The 25782-nt window shown below is 61.9% G+C and carries 21 protein-coding genes and 1 tRNA gene; 10 read left to right on the top strand and 12 right to left on the bottom strand.

Features of this window, described 5'->3' with window-relative positions:
- Positions 1-11 precede the first annotated feature (11 nt).
- Entirely contained in the window at positions 12-881 is an 870-nt protein-coding gene (gene aguB, locus ACQKP1_RS03500) for an N-carbamoylputrescine amidase (protein WP_427274204.1), read from the top strand.
- 3 nt (positions 882-884) lie between these two features.
- On the opposite strand, the gene ACQKP1_RS03495 is transcribed toward aguB, so the two are convergent.
- The 3 genes from ACQKP1_RS03495 to rirA form a co-directional block, all read right to left on the bottom strand.
- Positions 885-1418 (bottom strand): gluconokinase, encoded by a 534-nt coding sequence (locus ACQKP1_RS03495; RefSeq protein ID WP_427274203.1) that lies wholly within the window; start codon positions 1416-1418, stop codon positions 885-887.
- 50 nt (positions 1419-1468) lie between these two features.
- Entirely contained in the window at positions 1469-3133 is a 1665-nt protein-coding gene (locus ACQKP1_RS03490; protein WP_427274202.1) for a GMC family oxidoreductase, read from the bottom strand.
- Between the two features lie 181 nt (positions 3134-3314).
- Entirely contained in the window at positions 3315-3803 is a 489-nt protein-coding gene (gene rirA, locus ACQKP1_RS03485) for an iron-responsive transcriptional regulator RirA (RefSeq protein WP_054150784.1), read from the bottom strand.
- 172 nt (positions 3804-3975) lie between these two features.
- Between rirA and ACQKP1_RS03480 the strand changes: the two genes are divergently transcribed.
- On the top strand, positions 3976-5013 hold the full coding sequence (locus ACQKP1_RS03480; protein ID WP_427274201.1) for a Fe(3+) ABC transporter substrate-binding protein: 1038 nt from the start codon (positions 3976-3978) through the stop codon (positions 5011-5013).
- 85 nt (positions 5014-5098) lie between these two features.
- On the opposite strand, the gene ACQKP1_RS03475 is transcribed toward ACQKP1_RS03480, so the two are convergent.
- From ACQKP1_RS03475 to ACQKP1_RS03455, 5 genes are all read right to left on the bottom strand, one after another.
- The gene (locus ACQKP1_RS03475) at positions 5099-6157 is read right to left on the bottom strand and encodes a M48 family metallopeptidase (RefSeq protein ID WP_427274200.1); all 1059 of its coding nucleotides are present in this window, start codon (positions 6155-6157) and stop codon (positions 5099-5101) included.
- Positions 6147-7217: a YjgN family protein gene (locus ACQKP1_RS03470; RefSeq protein ID WP_427274199.1), complete on the bottom strand. Its 1071-nt coding sequence runs from the start codon at positions 7215-7217 to the stop codon at positions 6147-6149. Before ACQKP1_RS03470 ends, ACQKP1_RS03475 begins: the two co-directional genes overlap by 11 nt.
- 124 nt (positions 7218-7341) lie before the next feature.
- Entirely contained in the window at positions 7342-7734 is a 393-nt protein-coding gene (locus ACQKP1_RS03465) for a GFA family protein (protein ID WP_427274198.1), read from the bottom strand.
- 107 nt (positions 7735-7841) lie between these two features.
- The gene (locus ACQKP1_RS03460; protein ID WP_427274197.1) at positions 7842-9338 is read right to left on the bottom strand and encodes a CoA-acylating methylmalonate-semialdehyde dehydrogenase; all 1497 of its coding nucleotides are present in this window, start codon (positions 9336-9338) and stop codon (positions 7842-7844) included.
- 105 nt (positions 9339-9443) lie between these two features.
- Entirely contained in the window at positions 9444-10349 is a 906-nt protein-coding gene (locus ACQKP1_RS03455; RefSeq protein WP_427274196.1) for an NAD(P)/FAD-dependent oxidoreductase, read from the bottom strand.
- 139 nt (positions 10350-10488) lie between these two features.
- Here ACQKP1_RS03455 and ACQKP1_RS03450 point away from each other — a divergent pair, with 139 nt between their 5' ends.
- The 4 genes from ACQKP1_RS03450 (at position 10489) to ACQKP1_RS03435 (ending at position 13829) form a co-directional block, all read left to right on the top strand.
- Positions 10489-10950, top strand: a complete 462-nt coding sequence (locus tag ACQKP1_RS03450) for an Rrf2 family transcriptional regulator (protein WP_427274195.1) — start codon at positions 10489-10491, stop codon at positions 10948-10950.
- A 33-nt stretch (positions 10951-10983) separates the two neighbouring features.
- Entirely contained in the window at positions 10984-11865 is an 882-nt protein-coding gene (locus ACQKP1_RS03445) for a LysR family transcriptional regulator (RefSeq protein ID WP_427274194.1), read from the top strand.
- Positions 11866-11962: 97 nt separating this feature from the next.
- The gene (locus tag ACQKP1_RS03440) at positions 11963-12568 is read left to right on the top strand and encodes a HupE/UreJ family protein (RefSeq protein WP_427274193.1); all 606 of its coding nucleotides are present in this window, start codon (positions 11963-11965) and stop codon (positions 12566-12568) included.
- Positions 12569-12725: 157 nt separating this feature from the next.
- Entirely contained in the window at positions 12726-13829 is a 1104-nt protein-coding gene (locus tag ACQKP1_RS03435; protein ID WP_427274192.1) for a branched-chain amino acid aminotransferase, read from the top strand.
- 69 nt (positions 13830-13898) lie between these two features.
- On the opposite strand, the gene ACQKP1_RS03430 is transcribed toward ACQKP1_RS03435, so the two are convergent.
- From ACQKP1_RS03430 to ACQKP1_RS03420, 3 genes are all read right to left on the bottom strand, one after another.
- Entirely contained in the window at positions 13899-14219 is a 321-nt protein-coding gene (locus ACQKP1_RS03430; RefSeq protein WP_203012808.1) for a PilZ domain-containing protein, read from the bottom strand.
- 178 nt (positions 14220-14397) lie between these two features.
- A tRNA-His gene (locus ACQKP1_RS03425) sits at positions 14398-14474 on the bottom strand.
- A gap of 163 nt (positions 14475-14637) precedes the next feature.
- On the bottom strand, positions 14638-15078 hold the full coding sequence (locus ACQKP1_RS03420) for a phasin (protein ID WP_203012807.1): 441 nt from the start codon (positions 15076-15078) through the stop codon (positions 14638-14640).
- A 246-nt stretch (positions 15079-15324) separates the two neighbouring features.
- On the opposite strand from ACQKP1_RS03420, the gene ACQKP1_RS03415 reads away from it, so the two are divergent.
- The 3 genes from ACQKP1_RS03415 to ACQKP1_RS03405 all read left to right on the top strand — a co-directional run bounded on the left by ACQKP1_RS03415 (position 15325) and on the right by ACQKP1_RS03405 (position 21492).
- Positions 15325-19038 (top strand): ATP-binding protein, encoded by a 3714-nt coding sequence (locus ACQKP1_RS03415; protein ID WP_427274191.1) that lies wholly within the window; start codon positions 15325-15327, stop codon positions 19036-19038.
- 35 nt (positions 19039-19073) lie between these two features.
- Positions 19074-19715, top strand: a complete 642-nt coding sequence (locus ACQKP1_RS03410; RefSeq protein ID WP_427274190.1) for a LysE family translocator — start codon at positions 19074-19076, stop codon at positions 19713-19715.
- Between the two features lie 154 nt (positions 19716-19869).
- Positions 19870-21492: an ABC transporter permease gene (locus ACQKP1_RS03405; protein WP_427274189.1), complete on the top strand. Its 1623-nt coding sequence runs from the start codon at positions 19870-19872 to the stop codon at positions 21490-21492.
- Positions 21493-21742: 250 nt separating this feature from the next.
- Here the strand turns inward: ACQKP1_RS03405 and ACQKP1_RS03400 are convergent, their stop codons facing one another.
- The gene (locus tag ACQKP1_RS03400; RefSeq protein WP_427276387.1) at positions 21743-23626 is read right to left on the bottom strand and encodes an acetoacetate--CoA ligase; all 1884 of its coding nucleotides are present in this window, start codon (positions 23624-23626) and stop codon (positions 21743-21745) included.
- A gap of 222 nt (positions 23627-23848) precedes the next feature.
- On the opposite strand from ACQKP1_RS03400, the gene ACQKP1_RS03395 reads away from it, so the two are divergent.
- Positions 23849-25732, top strand: coding sequence for an AsmA family protein (locus ACQKP1_RS03395; RefSeq protein ID WP_427274188.1), 1884 nt, complete (start codon positions 23849-23851; stop codon positions 25730-25732).
- Positions 25733-25782 lie beyond the last annotated feature (50 nt).

Raw genomic sequence — 25782 nt, 5'->3', positions numbered from 1 at the left:
GGAGAGAAGAGATGACCCGCACCGTCACCGTCGCCGCGACCCAGATGGCCTGCACGTGGGATCTGCCCGCCAACATCGCCCGGGCCGAAAAGCTCGTGCGCGAGGCAGCATCCAAGGGCGCGCAGATCGTCCTGATCCAGGAACTGTTCGAAGCACCTTACTTCTGCCAGGACCAGATCGCGGAGTTCTTCGATCTCGCACAACCCGCCCATGACAATCCGCTGATCGAGCACTTCTCAGCACTGGCAGAAGAGCTCAACGTGGTCATTCCCGTCAGTTTCTTCGAAAAAGCCGGGCAGACCTTCTTCAACAGCATCGCCATCGTCGATGCCACCGGCGACGTACTCGGCATCTATCGCAAGAGCCATATTCCCGATGGGCCCGGCTATACCGAGAAATTCTACTTCTCGCCCGGCGATACCGGTTTCGAGGTATGGGAGACGCGGCACGCAACGATCGGCGTCGGCATCTGCTGGGACCAGTGGTTCCCGGAGGCGGCGCGCGCCATGGCACTGCAGGGCGCCGAACTCTTGCTCTATCCGACCGCGATCGGCTCGGAGCCGCAGGATGCAAGCCTCGACAGCTCCGGCCACTGGCAGCGGGTGATGCAGGGTCATGCTGCCGCGAACATTATGCCGGTCATCGCCTCGAACCGCATCGGCAAGGAAGACGGTCGCAAGGGCACGTCGCTCACCTTCTACGGCTCGTCCTTCATCTGCGACCAGACCGGTTCGATGGTGGCGACCGCTGACCGGGAGACGGAAACGGTGTTGACCGCGACCTTCGATCTCGACGGAATTGCGAAGCAGCGTGCCAGCTGGGGCCTGTTTCGAGACCGCCGTCCGGAGCTTTACGGTCCGCTGTTGGGCTATGAGGGTTGAGGCTCAGGCTTCCGCTTTCAGACCGTCAAGCGTGTCGGCGACGATGCCATCGACCGGCTGATCGATGGAGACTGTGACAACGCCCGGCTCGCCGGTCGGGACCTCCAGCGTCGCAAGCTGGCTATCGAGCAGACCAAGCGGCATGAAATGCCCGGTGCGCGCGCCCATGCGGCGGCCGAGCAATTCCCGTGAACCATCGAGATAGATGAAGGCGAGGCGGCCACCGGTCGCGGCGCGCAGGTGCTCGCGGTAGATCTTCTTGAGCGCCGAGCAGGAGACGATAATCCCTTCACCGCGCGCTAAAGCGTCCGCCATGCGCTCGCCGATCACCGTCAACCAGGGCCAGCGATCCTCATCGGTTAGCGGCGTTCCGGCCGCCATCTTCGCGACATTGCTTTCCGGATGCAGCACATCGCCTTCGATGAAGGGAAGCCCGAGACGGGCCGCGAGCGCCTCACCGACCGAGGACTTTCCGCAGCCGCTGACTCCCATGACGATCACCGCCTGCGGGGCGGTCGGCTTATTGTCCTGCGGCATGCTCTTCCTCTTCCTCAACCCTCATTCAAGGGTCGCGACAATAGGAAGGTTCAGGCGAAATGCAATCCGCTCTTGCTGGCCGCCTCACTGGCCGAGCGTCGCTCCCTCGTGGCACGGAGTTCGGACCGGATGGATGCGGCGATCTTTTCCGCCATCATGATGACGGGGGCGTTGGTGTTGCCACCGATCAGGCGCGGCATAACCGAGGCATCGACGACGCGCAGCCCCACTATGCCCTTCAGCCTGAGATCGGGATCGACCACCGCATCGGCATCCGAGCCCATGCGACATGTGCCGACGGGGTGATAGATCGTATCGGCCCGGGCGCGGATGGCCGCGTCCAGCTCCGCATCCGATGTTCCGGCTGGATAGAGCTCCGGTCCGCGATAGCGATCGAATGCGGGGGATGCCATGATCTCGGCCATCATACGGGCGCCCTTGCGCAAGGTTTCCAGGTCGCGCGGATCGGAGAGAAAAGCGGGATCGATCAGCGGCGCGGCGGACGGATCGGCACTTGCAAGCCGAACGGTCCCACGCGAATGCGGGCGCAGCACGCAGACATGGCAGGAATAGCCATGGCCCCAGTGCATTTTGCGCACGTGGTCGTCGACCATCGCAACAAGGAAATGCAGCTGGATATCAGGCCGATCGAGCGACGGGTCGGTCTTCAGAAAAGCGCCTGATTCCGCGCAGGTCGATCGCAAATGGCCCATGCGCTCCGTGCGCCATTCATTGGCCGCCCGCATCAGATCGCGCGTCGCCATGACTCCCATGCCGAACATGTCGGTATCCGGCGAGCGGAAGATCATGGTGTAGTCGAGGTGATCCTGGAGATTGGCGCCAACCTGCGGCCGCTCGAGAACCACGGGAATGCCGAGAGAGGTCAGATGATCGGCCGGCCCGATCCCGGACAACATCAGTATCTGCGGTGATTGCAGCGCCCCTGCCGACAAGAGCACTTCGCGTCCCGCACGGACGGTCCGCTCTTCCTTGCCGAAGCGATAGGCGACGCCAATTGCCCTGCCCTGCTCGACCAGGATGCGCGACACATGGGCCTCGGTGATGACAGTCAGATTGCGCCGCGCCATCACGTCGTGGAGATAAGCCGCCGCCGCCGAGCAGCGTTCGCCGCGCTTCGGACCGTTCCAGAACTGGGTGGCCTGATAGACGCCGGCCCCCTCCTGCTGCGGTCCGTTGAAATCGTCGTTCTGATGGTGACCACTCTGCTCGCAGGCCTTCAGAAAGGCCTGGTTGATCGGGCGCGTCCAGTTCTGGTCACAGACCTGCAGCGGGCCGCCTCGGCCGTGCAGATCATCAGCGCCGCGAATGTTGTCTTCCGACTTTTTGAACCAGGGGAGAACATCGGCCCAGGACCAGCCTTCACAGCCGAGGGAGGCCCATTCGTCATAATCGCCGGAATGGCCACGCACATAAAGCATGGCATTGATCAGGCTGGAGCCGCCGAGACCGCGACCACGCGGCTGGTAGCAGCGGCGACCGTTGAGGCCCGCCTGCGGCACAGTCGAAAAACGCCAGTTGCCGCTCTTCACATGGCCCGGCACGACAGCCGCAGCCGCCATGGGCACGCGGGCGAAGATGCCGTCACCCCGACCGCCGGCTTCCAGCAGGCAAACGGTAACCGACGGATCCTCGCTCAGCCGCGCCGCAAGGACGGAGCCGGCCGATCCGCCACCGATGATGACATAGTCGTACATGCTCCCCCCAGAGACTTGCACCAGCAACCCGTTTCAAGTCGCCCCCACCGGCAGATCTTAATTGCCGTGAACGTAAACGTAGCAGAGTACCGGAAGGAAGCAAGGCGGGTGCAAAGGCCCTGCCCTGCAACGAAAAAACCCGCCTTTCGGCGGGTTTGATCAAGTAAATATTCGAAGACTTTCAGGCGGCCGGCGCGGCAGCTGGAGCGGCGGCCACACGGCGCGGCTGCAGGTCGTCGATCCCGAGCAGGAAGTTGATCTGCGGGCGTGCCTTGACGAGGTCGTCGATCGTGTATTCGGAAAGCACGTCGAAGAAGGCGTTCAAGGCCTTGCGCAGCGCTGAGTTCAGGCCACAGCTGTCGATCAGCGGGCATTCGACGTCACCGTCGTCCTCGAAGCATTCCGCCATGGCGAAGCTGTCTTCCGTGACCTTAACGACATCGAACAGCGTGATCTTTTCGGCCGGACGGCCGAGGCGCACGCCACCGTTACGACCGCGGACCGTCTCCACCAGACCAGCCTTGTTGAGAGGCTGGAGGATCTTGAACAGGAAGAGTTCCGACACGCCATAGGCCTTCGCAATTTCCGGGATACGGCTCAACTGGTCGGAATTGGCTGCGCAATACATCAGCATGCGCACGGCGTAATTTGTCTGTTTTGTCAAACGCATGCACGATTCCTCTGTTTTCTTGCGGCTTATATAGCGCCTTTTGCAGTTTTGAACAATTCCAAAATACTCAAGTTCTAGACTCACGTGTTGGTGATTAAACTGGACTGCAATTGACAGCTTATCCTATTTCATGAATATGCGCCTCAACATTCCGCAAAGAGGGAGGCCTACCATGACATCCATCCGCACCATCGCACTCGGCGCAGTTTCTGTGCTCGCTCTTTCGGCCGGCTCGGCACTGGCAGACGGCGAAGTCAACATCTATTCCTATCGTCAGCCGGAGCTGATCAAGCCGCTGACGGATGCCTTTACGAAAGAGACGGGCATCAAGACAAACGTGCTCTTCCTCGACAAGGGTCTTGTCGAGCGCATCACGGCAGAAGGTGCAAACTCGCCGGCTGACGTCATCCTGACGGTCGACATCGCGCGCCTCACGGAAGCCAAGGAAGGCGGCGTGACCCAGCCGCTCGTCGACGAGAACATCAACAGCCAGATCCCGGCGCAGTATCGTGATCCGGAAGGCAACTGGTTCGGCCTGACGACCCGTGGCCGCGTGCTCTATGCTTCGAAGGACCGCGTCTCCGAAGACGCGATCACCTACGAAGAGCTTGCCGATCCCAAGTGGAAGGGCCGCATTTGCATGCGCGACGGTCAGCACGCATACAATGTCGGCCTGTTTGCCTCGATGGTCGCCCACCATGGCGCCGAATACACGGAAACATGGCTCGCAGGACTGAAGCAGAACCTGGTCAAGAAGCCTGACGGCAACGACCGCGCCCAGGCCAAGGCGATCCATGCCGGCGAATGCGATCTCGGCCTTGCCAACACCTACTACCTCGGCCTGATGAAGACCAACGAGAAGGATCCGGAAGAAAAGGATTGGGCCGCTTCGGTCAAGGTTCTCTTCCCCAACGCAGCTGATCGTGGCACGCATGTCAACATTTCCGGCATGGCGCTGACAAAGAACGCACCGAACAAGGACAATGCCGTCAAGCTGATGGAATTCCTGGCTTCCGACGAAGCGCAGACCATCTATGCAGAGCAGGTCTTCGAATATCCTGTTGGTCCGAATGCCAAGGTTTCCGAGATGGTTGCCAGCTTCGGCGAGATCAAGGCTGATCCGCTGCCGCTCGCCGACATCGCTGGCAACCGCAAGACCGCTTCCGAACTGGTCGACAAGGTCGGCCTGAACTACGGCGCAACGCAGTAAGCTTCCGCGGATACGTGAAAGCAGAAGGGGCGGTCTCAGACCGCCCCTTCTTGCATTTCGGCATGTGCCATAGTCCGCCTCCGCCTCAGGAGCCGCCGGCCTCGACAGTTTTCGCGTGATTGTCGATCGCCTCGCGCCGCTCGCTGGTGCCCGGATGGGTGGACAGGAAGGAGGAATCTCCATCGAGACCGAGCTTTTCCTCCAGCCGTGCGAAGAAACGGCCGATGGCGCGCGGATCACGGCCGGCCTTGGCCATCAGCTCCACCGAGATACGGTCGGCCTCGTTTTCCGCGTCACGCGAATGGGAGAGTGACATCAGGGCAGCGCCATTGGTCAGAATGTCCTCGCCGGCCGCTCCGATGTCACCAGCAATTAGCATGATGAGACCCGCCATTCCGGCTGCGCGATAGAGCTGGCGGAGCGAGTGCTCTTCCTCGACATGGCCGATTTCGTGGGCGAGGACCCCGATGATCATGTCCATGTCGCCGTCGGCCAGTTCGATCAGTTCGTCGGTGATGACAAGCGTTCCATCGGGAAGGGCAAACGCGTTCGGGCCAATCGGGCCACCGTAACGGAAATTCAGGTTGTAGCCGGCAGTGCCCCGGGAGGAGAGCGCCGCCACCTGATTGAAGGCCTCCAGGATCTCCGTCTGACGGGCTTCGGGCAATCGGCTTTCGCTGAACACGGCCTGGTCGAGCGACAGAAGCGTACCGCTTGCCATCCACTCGGTGACCGCCGGCGGTGTCACCAGAACGGCCACTTCGACGAGAGCGGGGACCGCATAACGATAGATCAGGCCGGCAAGCACCACGACGGCGATGACGAAGGCAACCAGACGCGGGTGAAACCGCTCCATTTCATGAACGCCCCCCTTCTTGCCATGCTTGCTTAGCCAGAGATCAACGGCGTCGTTGTCATCGGTCTCGAAGAGCGAGCCGTCTGAGAAAGTGATCCTGCGGGGAATGCGACCGACGCGGGCGGATATCTCCGTCCGCGCCAGGTCTCCCAGAGACACCGGATCGCCTCCGGCGTCGAGCCGGACAAAGAGGGTCTTGCCCTCCGCAAGGAGGACCGCCGGCTCCGACCGGCTTGAGCCGCGAGGATGCCAGCGACCGGAGGCGATGCGCTTGTCGTCAGAAGCCAAAATCGAACCCTTCGAGATCGAGATATTCCGCCGTCACGGCGGAGCCGGACGCCTGCATCGAGGATACCACATCACCGAGTTCGCCATCGACCACGATGCCGGAATGCTCGATCACATAGCGGTGCTCGCGGACCGCTGCCCAGGGCCGCATCAGACTGAGCGTGAGAACCGTGACCACGAGGTTGGAAACCACGATCCAGAAGTAGCGCAGGCGACCGAGGTCGGAAAACAGATGGTGACGTCCGTCGAAGCGGGCGGCATTCATCACCACGTTGCGAACCCCGATGCGGTAGAAGATCGCAGCGATCCCCCAAAGCACCAAGAGCGGGATCAGGGCGCCGTAAATGGCCGTGATGATCTGCATTTCGAGATCGTTGAAGGCCTCACTTGCTCGTTCGACGGCGCTGTAATAGCCGAAAATGGCGATCCCGCCGCCGATCGCAGCACCGACCAGCATCAGCAGGAAGGCAGGCAGCCAGACGCGATAGAGGGCACCGATCTTCGGATCTGTCTCGAAGGCCCGGTCGCCGTAGCGCAGGTTGTTGAAGATGTAACGATAGAGCCAGCGACTGGCGAAGGGCGCGAGAATGCCGAGCGAAAAGAAGGCGATGAGGCCGCCGAAGATGATCGCGACGAAGGCGCCCCAGGTCTTGCCGACAAAGTCGAAGCGAATGTTGCGATAGCTCGTAACGCGCGCATTGAAGCGGAGGCTGCGCATGACGATCCAGGGAAGCAGCACGAACATCAGCAACGCCAGGATGCCGCCGGCGATCGGGCTGAAGGTCAGGAGAATGTTGTAGCCAACGATGTAGCCGAAAACGATGGCACGGCCGATGAAGATCTGTAGCCCCTTGGCGTGGTAGTCGAAGGAGTGACCGTCAATGAACGAGTTGCCGTAGAAATAGCGGTTGCGCCGAACCTTGGCCCAGGCGGAGTAGATCCCGAGCGTCACGATGGTCAGCAGGATGTTGACGATCCAGATCCCGAAATACTCACCGGCGCTGCCGCGAAACTCGCCGCGGCGCAAAGCGTCGGCGCGGCCGAAGACTGCCTCTTGCATAAAATGTCCCTCATTAAATCAAAACCCGCACGTCGCTATCCCCCGCGACGCGCGCCTGAACATTGATCATGAGAGGAACACGCACTCAAGTGCGCTAGGACACTCCGTACACCCGTTGCACGGTTCACGTCTCGCGGATCTCGATGCACCACCATTTCGGCCGGCCACCCTTGTAGGAATGATAGGCGGGCCTGAGATCGGCGGTGCTGGTGCGATCGAAGGCTCCGAGCAGGAGCGCCACCGTCGGCTGATCGTCGATCGCACCGATCGAAGAGCCGCAGGTGCCGCAGAAGGCGCGCGACGAGATCTCGGATGAGCGCCACGTGGAAGGACTGCCTGAAGGCCCGATCCAGCGCACGGCCTCACGCGGGAATTCGACCCAGGTGGCGGTGAGACTGCCCGTGTGGCGCTGGCACATCTTGCAGGAACAGGTATGCGGTTTGGCGGCCGGCGCATCGGCTTCAAAGCGGATCGCGCCGCAGAGGCAGCCGCCCGTGTGGATCTTCTTTTTGGGCATGATCAGCCCTCCCGAACGAGAAGCTAACAATTGGAGACAGACTGACAAGAGAACGCCACCCCGTCTTGCGACGGAGTGGCGGAAATTTGATGGAGCTGGTGGTTCGCTTACTTCATCGTCGGCATGACGAATTCGGCGCCGTCCTTGATGCCGGACGGCCAGCGGCTGGTGACCGTCTTGGTGCGGGTCCAGAACTTGATCGAGTCCGTGCCGTGCTGGTTCAAGTCACCGAAGGAGGACGACTTCCAGCCGCCGAAGGAGTGGTAGGCGAGCGGAACCGGGATCGGCACGTTGATGCCGACCATGCCGATGTTAATGCGCGAGGCGAAGTCGCGGGCGGCATCGCCGTCGCGAGTGTAGATCGCGACACCGTTGCCGTATTCATGCTTCATCGGCAGATCGAGGGCTTCCTCATAGGTCTTGGCGCGAACGACCGAGAGGACGGGTCCGAAGATTTCGGTCTTGTAGATGTCCATATCCGGCGTGACGTGGTCGAAGAGGCAACCGCCGACGAAATAGCCGTTCTCATAGCCCTGGAGCTTGAAGTCGCGGCCATCGACCACGAGCTTGGCGCCGGCTTCGACGCCGCTATCGATCAGGCCCTTAATGCGTGCCTGGGCTTCTTTGGTGACGACGGGGCCGAGATCGGCCTTATCATCGGTGTAAGGGCCGATGCGCAGGCTTTCCACCATCGGGGTCAGCTTTTCGATCAGGCGGTTGGCGGTTTCTTCGCCGACCGGAACGGCAACCGAGATCGCCATGCAGCGCTCGCCGGCCGAGCCGTAGCCGGCGCCCATCAGCGCCTGGGCTGCCTGGTCGAGATCGGCATCCGGCATGATGATCATGTGGTTCTTGGCGCCGCCGAAGCACTGGGCGCGCTTGCCGTTCATCGCAGCCGTTCCATAGACGTAGCGGGCGATCGGGGTCGAGCCGACGAAGGAGACGGCGGAGATATCGGGATGGGTGAGGATACCATCGACGGCCGACTTGTCACCGTTGACGACGTTCAGGATGCCGGCCGGGAGACCTGCCTCGATCATCAGTTCGGCGAGCCGGATCGGAACGGACGGGTCGCGCTCCGAAGGCTTCAGGATGAAGGCGTTGCCGCAGGCAATCGCTGGCGCAAACATCCACATCGGGATCATGGCCGGAAAGTTGAACGGTGTGATGCCCGCGCCGATGCCGACAGCCTGGCGGATCGAGTACATGTCGATGTTCGGGCCAGCGCCTTCGGTGAACTCGCTCTTCGACAGATGCGGGATGCCGATGACGAATTCGCAGACTTCGAGACCGCGGACGATATCGCCCTTGGCATCTTCGATCGTCTTGCCGTGTTCGCGCGACAGGGTTTCAGCAAGGCTGTCCATATTGTCGTTCAGAAGCTGGACGAACTTCATGAAGACGCGGGCGCGGCGCTGCGGGTTCGTGGCGGCCCACTTGGCCTGGGCTTCCTTGGCGTTCTCGACGGCAGCGTTGAGTTCATCGGCGCTGGCGAGCGAGACTTCGCCCTGCACTTCGCCGGTGGCCGGGTTGTAGATGGGCTGCTTGCGGCCCGAGGTGCCGGCGACATGCTTGCCGCCGATGAAATGACCTACCTGATACATGGGTTTCCTCCTGAATTGTTGTGGAGGCAGTATGCGCTTTAAATTGCACAATTCAACGCGATGATTTACGCATCTGTTGTGCAAAAATTAAAGCCGCCATACTTCTCATGGCCAGAGCGAGGCTTCGATCAGGGCGCGATGGGCGGCGATCCCGGCCATGACGCCGGAGGCACTGGCCAGCGTCGCGTTGTGCATCGGACTGGCCGCATCGCCGGCAGCGAAGACACCCGGCTGGCTGGTCACGCCCATCTGGACTTTGATGTGCAGACCCTGCGGCCCTTCTTCGAGCTCCAGGCCGAATTGCGACGCCAAGGGCGACGAGATCGAAACCTTCGACTGAGCGAACAGGGCATGAATCTCAACCACTCTGCCGTCTGCCAGACGAACAGCCTCCAGCCGCTCGCCTTCACCGATCAGCTCCACCACGCGCTCGGTCTCCATCACTACGCCTCGGGCAAGCAGCATGGCGTGCTGCTCCTCGTCGAAGGTAATGCCGGGTTCAACGAACATGGTCGTCCGGCCCCAATCCGGCAGCATGCTGCCCTGATGGGCTGCAAGCGGCGACGAGGCGAGGATGCCGATCGGACCGCCACCGATCTCGTAGCCGTGGCAATAGGGGCAATGCAGGACCGTGCGGCCCCAACGTTCGGCAAGTCCGGGAATGGATGGCAGGGTGTCGGTCACGCCAAGGGCCAAGACAAGGACGGATGCCTCGATCACTGCGCCGTCAGCCATAGCCAGCCTGAAGCCGCCCAGGCATCGCTCGGCGAAGGCCGCCTGCCCTTCCAGCAAAGTGAAGTTGGGATAGCGCGCAAGCTGCTGTAGGCCGATCTGAAAAATGTCTGCGGGAGCGACGCCATCCTGCCCCAGAAAGCCATGGGAGGCTTCTGCAAAACGGTTGCGCGGCTTGCCGGCATCGACCAGCAAGACGCGCCGGCGCGCCCGGGTGAGCTGCATGGCGGCCGAGAGACCCGCGAAACTCCCACCCACAACAACTGCATCATATTTCATCGGACACTCCATCATGTAACTTTTAAAGTTATGTATCTTGTTAAGTTACGTGATGAAGCCCTGTCAAGTGATGTAACTCGACTTGTTGCAAGAAGTGGCATGGGTTACCGGTGTTGGAGAGAAAACCAAGGAGAGACCGATGCGCGGGGATAGCCGCCTGTCCCGCATGCTGCATGTGCTGATTCATCTCGGACGGCGCAGCGAGCCTGCGACCTCCGAACTGATCGCCAGGATGTTGAACACCAATCCGGTGGTCGTGCGCCGCACGATGGCGGGCTTGCGCGAACGCGGCTATGTGCAATCCGAGAAAGGACATGGCGGCGGGTGGACGCTCAGCAAGAGCCTGGACCAGATCAGCCTGCTCGATGTTTATGAAGCGCTCGAGCGGCCAGAACTGTTCTGCCTCGTCAGCGCGTCGCACCACGCGGGTTGTCTCGTCGAGATATCGGTCAACGAAGCACTTGAGGATGCACGGCGGGAGGCCGAGGCGCTGTTGCTTTCGCGTTTTGCAACGCTCAAGCTCTCGGATATTGCAGGCGACTTCGATCGACGGATGGACATGCTGGGCCTGAGCCCCGGCGCACATGGCTTCGAGACATGATGCAAGGACCGGCGGAACGGGGGAGGCCTTGGCATGAACTGGGATGACGTTCGCATCTTTCTGGCCGTCGCCCGCACGGGCCAGATTCTTGCCGCCTCAAGACGTCTTGGCCTGAACCACGCCACGCTTTCGCGCCGGCTGACGGCGCTGGAAACGGCGCTGAAGACGCGGCTCTTTATCCGCCGCACGAATGGCTGCGAACTGACCGCCGAGGGCGAGGCCTTTCTCGGATCTGCCGAGCGCATGGAAACCGAAATGCTGGAGGTTCAGGCCAGGCTCGGGCGGACCGACACCCAGGTGGCCGGCACCGTGCGGATCGGCGCGCCCGATGGTTTCGGCGTCTTCTTCCTTGCCTCCCGGCTCGGTACGCTCATTGAGAGACACCCGGAACTGAAGATCCAACTCGTGCCTGTGCCCCGCTCCTTTTCGCTGTCACAGCGCGAGGCGGATATTGCCGTGACGCTGGAGCGGCCGGATCAGGGACGGCTCGTTTCGTCGAAGCTCGTCGACTATACGCTCGGCCTCTATGCTTCGAAGGGTTATGCCGAAGCGAACGGCCTGCCGGCATCTGCCGAAGACCTCAAGGCCCATCGCCGGATCGGCTATGTGGAGGACCTGATCTTCACCCCTTCGCTGAATTTCACCGGCGAGGTGATGCGCGACTGGAATGCCGGCTTCGAGATCTCCTCGGCGATTGGCCAGACGGAGGCGGTTCTTGCGGGTGCGGGCATCGGCATCCTGCATAGCTACATCGCCCGGCAGCATGACGACCTCGTACGTGTCCTGCCCGAGGTCACCATTCGGCGGGCCTATTGGACGACATTCCACGAAAGTGCGCGCGAACTGGTGCGCGTTCGGGCGGTGGTGCAATTCCTGCAGGATGCGGTGGACGAAGATCGCGCGATCTTTAGCTGACGCGGTAGGCCGATGAACGGTGTGCGTTTTGAGGACGCTTTTCCGTCATGAACGACGCAGCTAGACTGCGCCGATCTGATCACCCATGGATACTGACATGCGCCAGCCCTTGCTTCATCTCGGCCTTCCCGTCTTTCTGTTTGCACTCCTTTCGGCACTGCCGGCGAGCGCCCATGTGATGGACGGACCACTCGGCGGTTTCGGGTCGGGCTTCGGCCATCCGCTGGCCGGTTTCGACCATCTGCTTGCCATGCTGGCCGTTGGCCTCTGGGGCGCGCAGATGGGCGGGCGATCGGTCTGGACGCTGCCGGCGACCTTCCCGATGATCATGTGCATCGGCGGACTGATCGGCATGACCGGCATTTTGCCCGGCCAACCGATCGAATACGGGATCGCCTTGTCGGTCATTGTGCTTGGCGGCGCGATCGCAGCCGCCTGGCGGGCGCCGGAATGGGTGGCGCTGGCGCTGATTGCAGCCTTTGCGCTGATGCATGGCTACCCGCATGGGGTGCTGGCACCCCGCGCCAGCGATCCCGCGGCCTTCACCGTCGGCTTCGTGGTTTCAACCGGCGTGATCCATGTAATCGGTATTGCGATTGGAGCCGCCTTAAAGCCGATCGGCGGCGGGCGGCTGGTGCAGGCGCTGGGAGCCGCCATCTCGCTTGCGGGCTTCTGGTTCCTGTTCGGGCTCGTGACGGGCTGAACCGCCTTTGGCCCTGCAGACCAAGCGTTTTGCTGCATCGCGATAGCACGGTTTCTGTTGACAAACCGGGATCAAACCGCACAAACGACGGCACCGGCTGCGACCGCTCCGTCGGCGTGGCCAGCGCAACCGTGAACAGCTCAGGCACAGGCTCTCCATGACCACGAATCCCGCACTTCTCGACTTCAAGATCGTTCCGAATGCCTCGCCCATGCCGGAAGCCGAGCGGCTCGCGGCTTTCGAAAACCTTGGCTTTGGAACACTGTTCACCGACCACATGGCGGTGGTGCACTGGCATGTCGACAAGGGCTGGCACAGCCCGGAGGTTTCGGCCCGCAAGCCGTTCCAGATCGATCCGGCGGCAAGCGTTCTGCACTATGCGCAGGAAATCTTCGAAGGCATGAAAGCCTATAAGGGTGCGGATGGCCGCATCACGCTCTTCCGTCCGGAAGAGAATGCCCGCCGCTTCAACAAGTCGGCCGAGCGCATGGCGATGCCCGACGTGCCGGAAGAGCTTTTCCTGAAGGCGGTCGAAGAACTGGTGAAGATCGATGCCAAATGGGTTCCGGAAGGCGAAGGCAGCCTCTATCTGCGCCCCTTCATGTTTGCCAGCGAAGCCTTCCTCGGCGTTCGCCCTTCGCGCGAATACATCTTCTGCGTCATCGCTTCGCCCGTCGGCCCCTATTTCAAGGGCGGCAGCAAGCCGGTCACGCTCTGGGTCAGCGAGCATTACACACGCGCAGCGCCCGGCGGCACGGGTGCTGCCAAGTGCGGCGGCAATTATGCGGCCAGCCTTCTCGCCCAGAAGGAAGCCGCAAGCCGTGGCTGCGACCAGGTCGTCTTCCTCGATGCCGCCGAACACAAGTGGATCGAGGAACTGGGCGGCATGAACGTCTTCTTCGTCATGGACGACAACACCGTCGTCACGCCACCGCTCTCGGGCACGATCCTGCCGGGCATTACGCGCGCCTCGATCATCAAGCTCGCCAACGAGAATGGTTTGAAGGTCGTGGAACGTCCCTATTCCTTCGATGAATGGATGGCGGATGCCCGCAGCGGCAAGCTGCGCGAGGCCTTTGCCTGCGGCACGGCCGCGGTCGTTGCTGCGATCGGCACCGTGCGTCATCCCGGCGGCGAATTCGTCATCGGCAATGCCGGCACGGGCATCGAAACCGAGAAGCTGCGCAACCAGCTGACCGGCATCCAGCGCGGCTCCGTCGCTGACGTCAATGGCTGGGTGAAGGAAGTCACTCGCGTCTGAGCCCTGAGAGCGCCTGCGCATCTTCGGAAACCCCGTCATGTCAGCATGGCGGGGTTTTTCATGACCGGATCAATGCGGATGGACAGGCAGAGCGGCCCAGTCGTGAAGGCCCATGAAATGATGCCGGTCGGCCACCGCCGCCGTTCGCCAGTTGCGGATACGAGCCCCGACCTCCTCGTCCCGCCGCCAGATCACCTGCGCGTGCAACACGCCGAAGCGCTCGGAATGCAGGACGAAGGCCTCGTGATCGCCGAGCATCAGTCCGTCTTTCAGCTCCAGTCTCAGCCCCTTTGGGCTCCAGTCGGAAATGAAGGCGCGGAAGTGGCAGCCGAACATCAGCACCAGCGAACTCAGTTCGCAGCACCGCCGCATCTCATTCCGTCGTTCCATCAAGGACCTCCATTCAGACACAGAGGACCAGAGCAGGAAGTCGCGGCCGGCGAAAGGACCAAGTGTCAGAGGCCTTTCATTCGGGTAAACGGAATCGATCGCATTTGAGCGATGCTGGATCGCGCCAAGACGCAATGCGTCTCTCAGGAGCAGATACCAGATCGAGATGTGGAGAAAATGGTACGGTTGGGGGGTCTCGAACCTCCGACCTCAGGTGCCACAAACCTGCGCTCTAACCAACTGAGCTACAACCGCACATGACCGCGTCGCTGACGCCGTCGAGGGGTCACATACGAGCAGATGGATTTTTTTTCAAGCCCTTTCTGCGCATTGCGTGAAAAGGCTCTGGAAATGAAAAAGGCCGGGCGCTGTGCCCGGCCTCAAGATCCTTGGGAGGATTTTTAGCAAACGCGGTCGATCAGGCGACCTTGAGCGAGGACATGACCTTTTCGGCAGCTTCCTTGCCCGGCTTGGTCATCGTTTCGGCAACCTTCTTGGCGGTTTCCTGGATCGACTTGGCCTGTTCGATCGTCACTTCAGCCTGCTTGCGGATGAAGGCGGTCTGGAGTTCGACCAGTTCAGCCATGGACTTCACGCCAAGCAGCGCTTCCATGTGCGAGAGCGAGAGATCAGCATTGGTGCGCATCGCGTCGATGGCCTTGAGGCCGAGTTCGACGGTGCCGGCCTGGGCCGTCTGGACAGTCGCTTCCACGGTCTTCGTGGCTTCTTCCGTGGCAGACTTCATCTTGGCATAGGCTTCCTTCGACTGGAAGGCGCCCTTTTCGGCGAAGTCACGGAAGCTTTCCTGCATCTTCGAAGGGTCGAAGGAGGAGAAAGAGAAGATATCCTTGGTGTTCATGATGCATTTCCTCTTGTCGCGGGATCTCGGCGACCCCTTCGTTTCGTTCATGAACCCTATATAGCACCTCATATTGTGCATTGCAATATCATTGTGCGGCGCACAATTAGATTTTCTGCATGTTGAAAACCTCGGCGGATTAACCTTATCAATCGAAAGGGTGCCGACTTTCTGGACCCAAAGGCACTGCCTAGCTATTAAAAATCTGTTAATTTGCTTGCAGGTCATGAAGCGACAGGTCCCGAAATGCCCGCTCAATACCCATTCATCGATGTCGCCGTGCACGACCTCATCCGACCGCGCCTGGCGCGGGGCGAGGCGCTCGTGCTGTTTGCGCCGGCACTGGAGCGGGTTCTCTGGTGCAACGGCGCCGGTGCGCGCTTCTTTGGCGCCGACTCGATCTACGACTTTCTCGAGGAAGGCCCTAACCGTTCCGACATCACCTTCCGGCAGCTCGAAACGGTCGCCCGCCAGCTGTCAGCGCCCGGTGACAGCCGCAGCCTGATGCTGCGCATCACCTCGGGCTTCCAGAAACTGCCGATCACGGCTTCTGCCGACTGCATCGAGATTCGCAAGGGTGAGCCGGTGATCCTGCTCTCGCTGCCGGCACTCAAGCGCGCGGCCGGGGACAAGCAGCTCGCCCAGGAACTGATGAGCGGCTTCGACGATCCGGATACGCATATGGCGGTGCTCGATGGCGATGGCGGCCTCGTTGCAAGCTCCGACGGCTTCGCAGGCCTCGGCATCACGCCGCAGACGGCGCGCATGCTGATCAACCTGGTAGAGGCGGATGCAGACAGGCTCGTCAAACGGCCGATCCCGACGGGCCGGGGATATCTCCCGGCTGCCATCGGCAAGATCTCCGACGCGCCGGCCCTGCATCTTCTGTTCGCAGTCGAGACGATCCTCGGCCAGATGGACCCGAGCGACGATTTTGCGGAGGACGAGGAACAGGATCTGCCGACCGCGATCGCTGAGCCTGTCCGGGCCGACGACACTGTCGAAGACGAGACCGAGACCGAGACCGAGACCGAGACCGAAGACTTCGCAATCTCGGCGGATGAGGCAATGGCAGAACCGGCCGAACTTCCCTCGCCTGCTGCCCCCTTCGAGAGCGTGATTGCCGCCCTTGGAGATATCGAGGAGATCGAGCCGGAAACCGACGCCTTTGACGAGCAGGAAGAAACCGTGGAGGCGGATGTCGAGACGCTCGCGGATGAGACCGAAGATGCGCTCGCAAGCGAGCCGGATCAGGCTCCGTCTGAGACGACCGAACAGTCGGACGAACTGTCTGTGATCGCGGCAGCGGACATGTCCGCGACCAATGAAATTGTTGAGCCCGTTGAGACCGTCGCTGCGGCGACCGTCGCCCCGACGACCAAACTCGCGGATGAACACCTCGACGGCGAAGGCTTCGCGTTTCGTCAGGATCGGCGTGCTACACGCTTCGTCTGGAAGATCGATGCCGAGGGCCGCTTCAGCGAAGTTTCGGCGGAATTCGCCCAGGCGGTCGGTCCGCGTGCGGCCGATATCGAAGGCGTGGCCTTCTCCGATCTCGCAGCCCTGTTCAACCTCGATCCGGACGGCAAGATCGGCGAGCTTCTCAAGAAGCGCGACACATGGTCCGGCAAGACGATCTACTGGCCCGTCGAAGGAACCCGGCTGGTCGTGCCGGTCGATCTGGCGGCCCTGCCGACCTATACGCGCAACCGCGAATTCGACGGTTTCCGCGGCTTCGGGATCGTCAGGGTTGCCGACGCACAGGACGATCCGGACGCGATCGGCATGACCTTTGTCGAGCAGCAGCCTACCGTCGATGCGCCCGAAGAACTGCCGACCGGTATGCATAGCGACCGGGACGAGGAGCTCGCGGAGTTTCTGCATGAACTCAGCGAAGGCGAAATCCATCCGCCGGAAGACTATGTCGAAGAGCAGATAGGCGAAGCTGGCGAGCAAATCCTCGATGACCTTATTGATGCGGATGATGAAAACGACGTTGTCGACGACGTTCAGCCGAGCGTGGAAGCCGAAGGCACCGAGGAGCCTGCGCCCTCACGCCCTGTCGAATTCGAACCACCGGTGCTGCGGATCATGGAGCCGCGCAAACCCAGTCTGCCGGACAAGGTCGTGCAGCTGCAGGATCATCGTGTCCGTCAGCGCGACAGCCTGACGCCTGGCGAACAGGCCGCGTTTCAGGAGATCGCCCGCAAGCTCGATCCGCTGAGCCTCAGGGCGAAGGTAGAGCAGTCGCTTGCACCTTCCGAACCGCCTGTATTGCGGGAGCAGCCGTCCACGCCGTCACCGAAAACGCCGGAGCCCAGCCAGCCGGAGCCTGCAAGCGCGGCCACGCCGACCGAGCCGAGCGCACCCGTTTCCGAGCCTCCTGCCGAAGCGAGCTTGCCAGCTTTCGCAACGGATCGGCCGGCCGGAAAACGCGAGCGCAGCCTGACCGCCGATATCATCGACCTGATGCCGGTCGCGCTTCTGGTGCATGTCGGCGATCGGCTGATCCACGCCAATCCGGAATTTTTCGCGCTGACGGGCTACAAGACGCTCGACGAACTAGACGAGGCCGGCGGTCTCGACACGCTGATCCAGCGTCGTGATCTGGAAGAGCCTGGTGACGAGGCAGGCCAGGTCGTGGCGCTCTGCGCCGACGATCGCCTGCTGCCGGTCACGGCACGGCTGCAGTCCGTGCGCTTCGAGGAAACCACCGCCCTGATGCTGGCACTGATCGCCCAGCCTGAGGAACAGGTCCGGCCGGACGTGCCAGCCGAGCCAGAGATGGAGACGGTTGCGCCGGCCGCGACACCGGCGCAGGCGGGCGAACTCACGCGCCTCAAGGTCGAGGTCGACGAGCTGCGTTCGATCCTGGAAACCGCGACCGACGGCGTGGTGATCCTCGATTCCGACGGTGACATCCGTTCGATGAACCGGGCGGCAAGCGCGCTCTTCAATTTCGACGACATGGAGACGCGCGGCAAACCCTTTGTCATGCTGTTTGCGCATGAGAGCCAGAAGTCGATCCTCGACTATCTGAGCGGGCTTTCCGGCCACGGCGTCGCCAGCGTCCTCAACGACGGGCGCGAAGTGATCGGTCGCGAGGCCTCCGGTGGCTTCCTGCCGCTGTTCATGACCATCGGGAAGCTCAATTCGTCCAACGGATACTGCGCAGTGATCCGCGACATCACGCAGTGGAAGCGGACCGAGGAAGAGTTGCGCAACGCAAAGCGCGCGGCGGAAACGGCCAATGCCCACAAGACGGACTTCCTTGCCCGCGTCAGCCACGAGATCCGCACGCCGCTCAACGCGATCATCGGCTTTGCCGACATGATGGCCAACGAGCATTTCGGTCCCGTCGGTCATCCGCGCTACGGCGAATATGCCCATGACATCGTGCGCTCAGGCCGGCACGTGCTCGACATCGTCAACGACCTCCTCGACATTTCCAAGATCGAGGCGGGCGAGATGGAGCTGGACTTCTCCTCTGTGGGTCTGAACGAGGCCGTGCAGGCGGCGGTATCGATCGTGCAGCCACAGGCGAATGGCCAGCGGGTGATCATCCGTACCGCTCTGTCTCAGGCCGTGCCGAATGTCGTGGCCGACGGGCGATCGATCAAGCAGATCGTGCTCAACATCCTGGCGAACGCCATCCGCTTCACGCCCTCCGGCGGGCAAATCATCGTTTCGACAGCTTATGAGGCGAATGGCAGCGTCGTGCTTCGGATCCGGGACACCGGGATTGGCATGTCGCGCAGCGAACTCGAGCAGGCGATGAAGCCCTTCCGCCAGGTTTCCACCGGCACGCCGCGTAATCGCGGCGACGGCACCGGTCTCGGCCTGCCGCTGACCAAGGCCATGGTCGACGCCAACCGGGCCCAGTTTGCGATCTCGTCGACGCCGAACGAGGGTACGCTGGTCGAGGTCACCTTCCCGTCGCCACGTGTTTTGGCGGACTGACATGTTGCAGTGACCGCGAGTTCGGGGAGGACGGCATGACCGCATTCGGTATTCTCCTCGGCATTGCTGCCGCCATTGCGGTCGGCGCGATGAGCCCCGGGCCGAGCTTCGTGCTCGTGTCGCGGATTTCGGTTGCCAATACGCGATTGCATGGACTTGCGGCGGCCATCGGCATGGGGCTTGGCGGAGCTTTGTTTGCGGTGCTGGCGCTGGCGGGTCTGATTGCCCTCCTCGAACGGGTGGAATGGCTCTACCTGGTTCTGAAGGTCGCGGGCGGGCTCTATCTCATTTATCTCGGCGTGATGATCTGGCGCGGCGCAACTGCGCCGATCTCGGTCGGATCGGCAGACGGGCGGAGCATGCTTTCCCTACCGCGCTCACTGGCGCTCGGCTTTATTACGCAGATCAGCAATCCGAAGACCGCCGTGGTCTATGCCAGCATCTTTGCGGCCCTGATGCCGCAGAACCCGCCACTGATGGTGGTTCTTGCGCTGCCGCCGGTGATCTTTCTAATCGAGGCCGGGTGGTATTCCATTGTTGCCATCGCCTTCTCGGTGCCGCGCTCGCAACGCGCTTATCTCAACGCAAAACTCTGGGTCGACCGGCTCGCCGGCGCCGTTATCGGTGCACTTGGGCTGCGATTGATCGGCGAAAGTCTGATACATCTGCGGCGCTGACCACGCCGCGACAGTCGGGCCGGTTTTCATCGCCCTCGCTTTCCGCTAGAGGAAAGCCATTCCCGCATTCGCAAGGGCCGACCGTTTGTCCACATTGCCGCGCACGGGCACAGCCCACTCCGTTTCGCCCAAGGGCACGCATGCCAGCAGACGCATGGGATCGGCAACGTTTGCTGCGCTGATTGCCGCGGCGGTCGTTTTCATGCCGATTGTGGCGATCTTCGTCATCGGCTTCTCGGCCGAGCCAGACAACTGGCAGCACATGATGACGAATGTCATCCCGCGCGCTGGCGTCAGGACCTTCTGGCTGCTGCTGTTTACCGGCCTCGTGACAGCGGTCGTCGGCGTCGGCACGGCATGGCTGGTCACGGCATGCGAGTTCCCGCTGCGGCGCCTCCTCTCTCCGGCCCTTGTTCTGCCGCTCGCCATTCCCTCCTATCTGGCTGCCTATGCCTTCGGGGAGTTTCTGGATTTCACGGGGCCAGTGCAGACGACCTACAGGGCAATCTTCGGCTTCACGTCGTCGCGCGAATACAGTTTCTTCGATGTGAAATCGCTGTCGGGCGCCGTGCTGGTCATGTCGGCAGTGCTCTACCCTTACGTCTACCTCGCCTGCCGATCGATGTTCCTGATGCAGGGGCGCGCGGCAGCCGATGTCGCCCGCACGCTTGGCTCCAGCCCCTTCAGGGTGTTTGCCCGCATCCAGGTCCCGATGGCGCGCCCAGCGATCATGATCGGCCTGACGCTTGTCATGATGGAAACGCTCAACGACATCGGCGCGGTGGAATATCTCGGCGTGCAGACACTGACCTTCTCGGTCTACGACACCTGGCTCAACCGCGGCAGTCTCGCCGGCGCGGCGCAAATCGCCTGCTTCATGCTGGTAATCGTGGCGGGTCTTCTGATCATCGAGCGGATGGCGCGCCGGCAGCAGCGCTTCACCAGCCACAAGACCACGGCCATCGTTCCCGATGCCATACGGCTCAGGCTCAAAGGCCTGAAGGCATGGCTCGCAACGGTCTTCTGCCTTCTCCCAATCCTTATCGGCTTTGCCGTGCCGGTCCTCGTGCTCGGCAGGTTTGCGCTCCGTCGTCTCGACGATTTCCTCGAACCCCGTCTGCTTGATGCCCTCTGGAACTCGACGCTCGTGTCTTCGGCTGCTGCGCTGATCACGGTCTTCCTGGCCTTCGTGCTCTCCTATGCCGCGCGGACAGACCGTTCGCGTCTGGCGAAGGGTGCGGGCCGACTGGCATCGCTCGGTTATGGCATTCCCGGCACGGTGCTGGGTATTGGCGTCCTGATCCCGCTTGCGAGTTTCGACAATGCCGTAGACGGCTGGCTGCGTGTAAACCTTGGCATATCGACCGGCCTTATGCTGTCGGGCACCGGCTTTGCCATCGTCTATGCCTATACCGTTCGCTTCCTGACCATGGCGGAAGGCACTGTTGATGCGGGCTTCCAGAAGCTTTCGCCGCATCTCGACATGGCGGCGCGGACTCTCGGCCGCTCTGGCCTGCAGACATTGCGCCAGGTGCTGCTTCCCAATCTGCGTCCGGCCGTTCTGACGGCGGCCCTGCTCGTTTTCATCGAGACGCTGAAGGAACTCTCGGCAACGATCCTGCTCAGGCCATTCAACTTCAATACGCTGGCCACACTGGTCTATGAAGATGCCTCGCGTGGCATGGCACAGGATGCCTCGGTGGCGGCGATCATCATCATTGCTGCCGGCCTGATCCCGGTGATCCTGGTTTCCCGATCGCTCGACGAAAGGCGTTGAAGCGGCTTCGCAGAACAAAAAAAGGGCGGCCGAAGCCGCCCTTGAGTCAATGCTGTCGAACCGGAGTACTCGAGCGATCGACATTTTGTCGGAGGCTTGTCTTGAGGCCTCACAGCGTCTGATCGCGCATCTCCAAGTTGCCCCTAGTCTTGCCGAATGCCAGTTAAGAGATCCTTACCTGGCCGCGCTGTAAGCTACCCCACATTTGAGGTATTGCTCTGATTTTGCTGCGTTTCAGGACACTTTTTCGTCATGACCGTAGTTGCGGCAGATCAGCGAAGAGGGCGAGCGCTTCCGGATTGGCGAGCGCTTCCTTGTTCTTGACGGGACGTCCATGGACCACCTCGCGCACGGCAAGCTCGACGATCTTGCCGGACTTGGTGCGGGGAATATCGTCCACCTGAATGATCTTGGCCGGGACATGACGCGGCGAGGCGCCGGTGCGGATCTGCATCTTGATCTTCTTGTCGAGTTCCTCGGTGAGGGACAGGCCCGGCGCGAGGCGCACGAACAGGATGACGCGGACATCGTCATCCCAGTCCTGGCCGATGCAGATCGCCTCGACCACTTCGTCGAGCTTTTCGACCTGGTTGTAGATCTCGGCCGTCCCGATCCGGACACCGCCGGGGTTCAGGGTCGCGTCTGACCGCCCGTGGATGACGATCCCGTCATGCTCGGTCCATTCGGCAAAGTCGCCATGGCACCAGGTGTTGTCGAAGCGTTCGAAGTAAGCGGCGCGATACTTGGCGCCGTCGGGATCGTTCCAGAACATCACCGGCATCGACGGGAAGGCCTTGGCACAGATCAGTTCGCCCTTCTCGCCGCGGACTGGCTTGCCGTCATCATCCCAGACTTCGACCGCAAGGCCGAGGCCCGGCCCCTGGATTTCGCCGCGCCAGACGGGCTTCAGCGGATTACCGAGTACGAAGCAGGACACGATATCGGTGCCGCCGGAAATGGAGGCAAGCTGGATGTCATCCTTGATGCCCTCATAGACAAAGGAGAAGCCCTCCGGCGACAGCGGCGAGCCGGTCGAAGTCATCAGCCTCAGGCTCGACAGATCATGCGAGGACTTCGGCACGAGGCCGCCCTTGCGGACTGCATCGATGTATTTGGCCGATGTGCCGAAGATTGCGAATTTCTCGGTCGCGGCATAGTCGAAGAGGACATTGCCATCGGGATAGAAGGGCGAGCCGTCATAGAGGCAGAGGGTCGCGCCGCATGCCAGGCCCGAGACGAGCCAGTTCCACATCATCCAGCCGCAGGTGGTGAAGTAGAAAAGCCGCTCACCGGCCTCAAGCCCGCAATGGAAACGATGCTCTTTCAGATGCTGCAGCAGCGTGCCGCCGGCCGAATGAACGATGCATTTCGGCACGCCGGTCGTGCCGGAAGAGAAGAGAATGTAGATCGGATGGGAGAAGGGCAGACGGCGATATTCGATGTCCTTAACCGAGAAATCGGTGATGAACTGTTCGAAACTGCGGCCATCGGCCAAGCGCTCGATCAGCGCAGCCGTGTCCCCGGCATAGGGAATAACGAGCACGGGGACATCGAGCTTGGCAGCGACGGCGACGATCTTGTCGGAGACGTCCTGTCGCTTGCCATTATACCAATAGCCGTCACAGGCGACGAAGAGCTTCGGCTCGATCTGGCCGAAACGATCAAGCACGCCCTGGTCGCCGAAATCTGGTGAGCAGGAGGACCAGATCGCGCCGAGCGAGGTGACGGCCAGCACCAGGGCGACCGTCTCCGGCATGTTCGGCATCATGGCCGCCACACGGTCACCTTCACCGATGCCCATGGCGGCAAGCGCCTGTTGCAGACGGGACACCGTGGCAGCCAGTCGCGACCAGGACCACCGATCAGCGACCTTGTTCTCGCCCCGGAAGATCAGGGCATCGCCTTCGCCGGCATGGGCGAGCAGGTTCTCGGCGAAATTCAGTCGCGCTTCGGGAAAGAAGCGGGCGTTGAGCATGTCATCGCCGTCGGACAGCGCCAAACCGCCCTTTTCGCCGATCACCTCGCAATAGTCCCAGACGGCAGACCAGAACGCAGCGCGGTCATCGATCGACCAGCGATGAAAATCATCATAATCCGCAAAGCTCCGGCCAAGGCGATCGGCGCACCACTGCATGAACAGGGTAAGCGGCTGTTTCGCCTTGAAATCTTCAGACGGTGTCCAAAGGGCTTTTTGTCCGGTCATGCTGATCCTCCTCAAGCGCATGGTCTTTCTATAGCATGCGGCAATGCAATATACAGACGCGTGCGGCTTGGAATATGGTCTGACATTTGCACCAGAGGGCAAATTCCTATATCCGCGCAGAAGTTCACGAAACCTCAGGACCTTCATCAGGGCATGCGCAATCCAGGACGTGGCGATCATCCTTCACGCCCCTCCTCCCGCTGGCCACGTGGCCGCCGCAGGGGCATGATCAAGCTCGCCTTGCTGATCGCCGCTGTCATCCTGACCGTATCGATCGTCCTTCGGCTCAGCGCCCCCTACCTCGTGTCGAGTTCCGTGGTGCGATCTGCCATCGCCTCGTCGATTGCGGCCTGGGTCGGACACGAGGTGACGATCGACGACGTTGCCGATATCGGCTTCTGGCCGCAGCCCGAAATCACTTTGACTGGCATCAAGGTGACGCGCGTCACCGACGGTGAGACGGAGACGCTCGGACAGGTTGACCGACTGTCTGCGCGCTTCGGCCTTATCTCGGCGCTTGCCGGCCGGCCAGACTTCAGCGCATTTCGCCTGGAGCGCCCGCGTATCCAAGTCTGGCGCGGCGTCGATGGCGGGCTCGACTGGAGCGATCAAGGCGTATTGAGCGATGCCGTCCGCGCGGCAGTAGCCGCCAAGTCGGGCGGGCAGACGAACATTGCCGCCGACAAGGCAGAAATCGGAACGGTCGACATTATCGACGGCGAGGTCACGCTGACCGATGTCGCCAGCGGCGCATCTTTCATTGCAAGCGGCGTCAATGCGAACATCGATTGGCCGGGGCTTGCAGCACCTCTGTCCGGCCAGGGGACCTTTCGACTGGGCGATACTCCGGTTTCGGTCAGGCTGCAGACGCCGACCCCGCTGGTTCTGATCGGCGGAGCGGCGAGCAGGGTTGATGCTTCCGCCACCATTGCCGAGTCGAGCGCAGAGGTTCGGGGAACCGTCAGCCTGCGTGAGGCGAGCGCCGAAAACACTGACATCAATCTTCGCATCTCCGACGTTCCCAAGACGGCTGCGGCCCTTGGCCTTCGCCTTGCCGGCACCGAACGTTGGCATACCGCCGCCATCAAGGCGCGGGTGACACATGCCGAAGACGAGTGGCGTTTCGAAAACCTCGCCTTCGAGATCAACGGCAGTCGCGGGGATGGCATCCTTGCGCTCAGAAACCGTCCCGGCGACCGGCCCTTGCTGAGCAGTACGCTTGCCATTGACCATCTTCAACTGGACGATCTGCTTCAGGCCCTGTCCATCAATGTCGGCGACCGGGCGAATGTGCGCCTGCCCGGTCTCACCCGCTGGGTCGACATTGACCTGCGTCTTTCGGCGGCGACGGCCGCTTTCGGCGTCTTTCCCATGACCGACCTCGGTGCAAGCCTGATCGGTCGGGGTGACGCGCTGAACCTGGTGGTTGCCGACACACGCTTCCTCGGGGGCACGATTGCCGCCCGGCTGAGCGGCACCGGAGAAGGTTTCGACAAAGGTGCAGACGTCGCGATCAACATGACCCGCGTCGATCTCGGAGGCCTGATGTCGCGGCTCTCGGTCGATGGGGGCCCGTCACTCAAGGGGACTGGATCCGTCGGCTTCAATGCGAAATTGGTCGGCACCGGCTGGCAGCGCAATATCGAGGCCATGTCCGGCAGGCTGACAATCGCGTCGGACAATGGCAGCATTTCCGGCTTCAGCGCGGACGGCTTGCGGCGGCTCGCGGCAGACCGGGCCTATTTTCAGCTGAGCGCCACGGGCAATGAGGGCTTCGACTACCGCACGCTGGACATTGCCGTGCGCTTTTCGGACGGGTCGGCCGAGGTCGAGCGGGCCCAAATCGTCGGTGAGCGGCACATGCTCGAGCTGACGGGGATCATCCCTTACAGCCGGCAGGCACTGGCGCTTACGGGCGCGCTTTCGGCTGGCAGCAAGGGCGACCAGACCCAGCCTCCCCTCAGGTTCTTCATTGGCGGCGCCTGGAGCGATCCCGTCATTTCGCCCATCCCTGCGCGGCCCGCCCCAGGACAATAAAGGTTCAAAGCGTCGCTGCCTGACTGTTCCATTCGAAAACTCAAATACTA

The sequence above is a fragment of the Allorhizobium sp. NPDC080224 genome (genome assembly GCF_050281005.1).
Taxonomy (GTDB): Bacteria; Pseudomonadota; Alphaproteobacteria; order Rhizobiales; family Rhizobiaceae; genus Allorhizobium.
The sequence above is the reverse complement of the archived record's forward strand: the minus strand, read 5'-3'. Positions and strand labels throughout refer to the sequence as shown.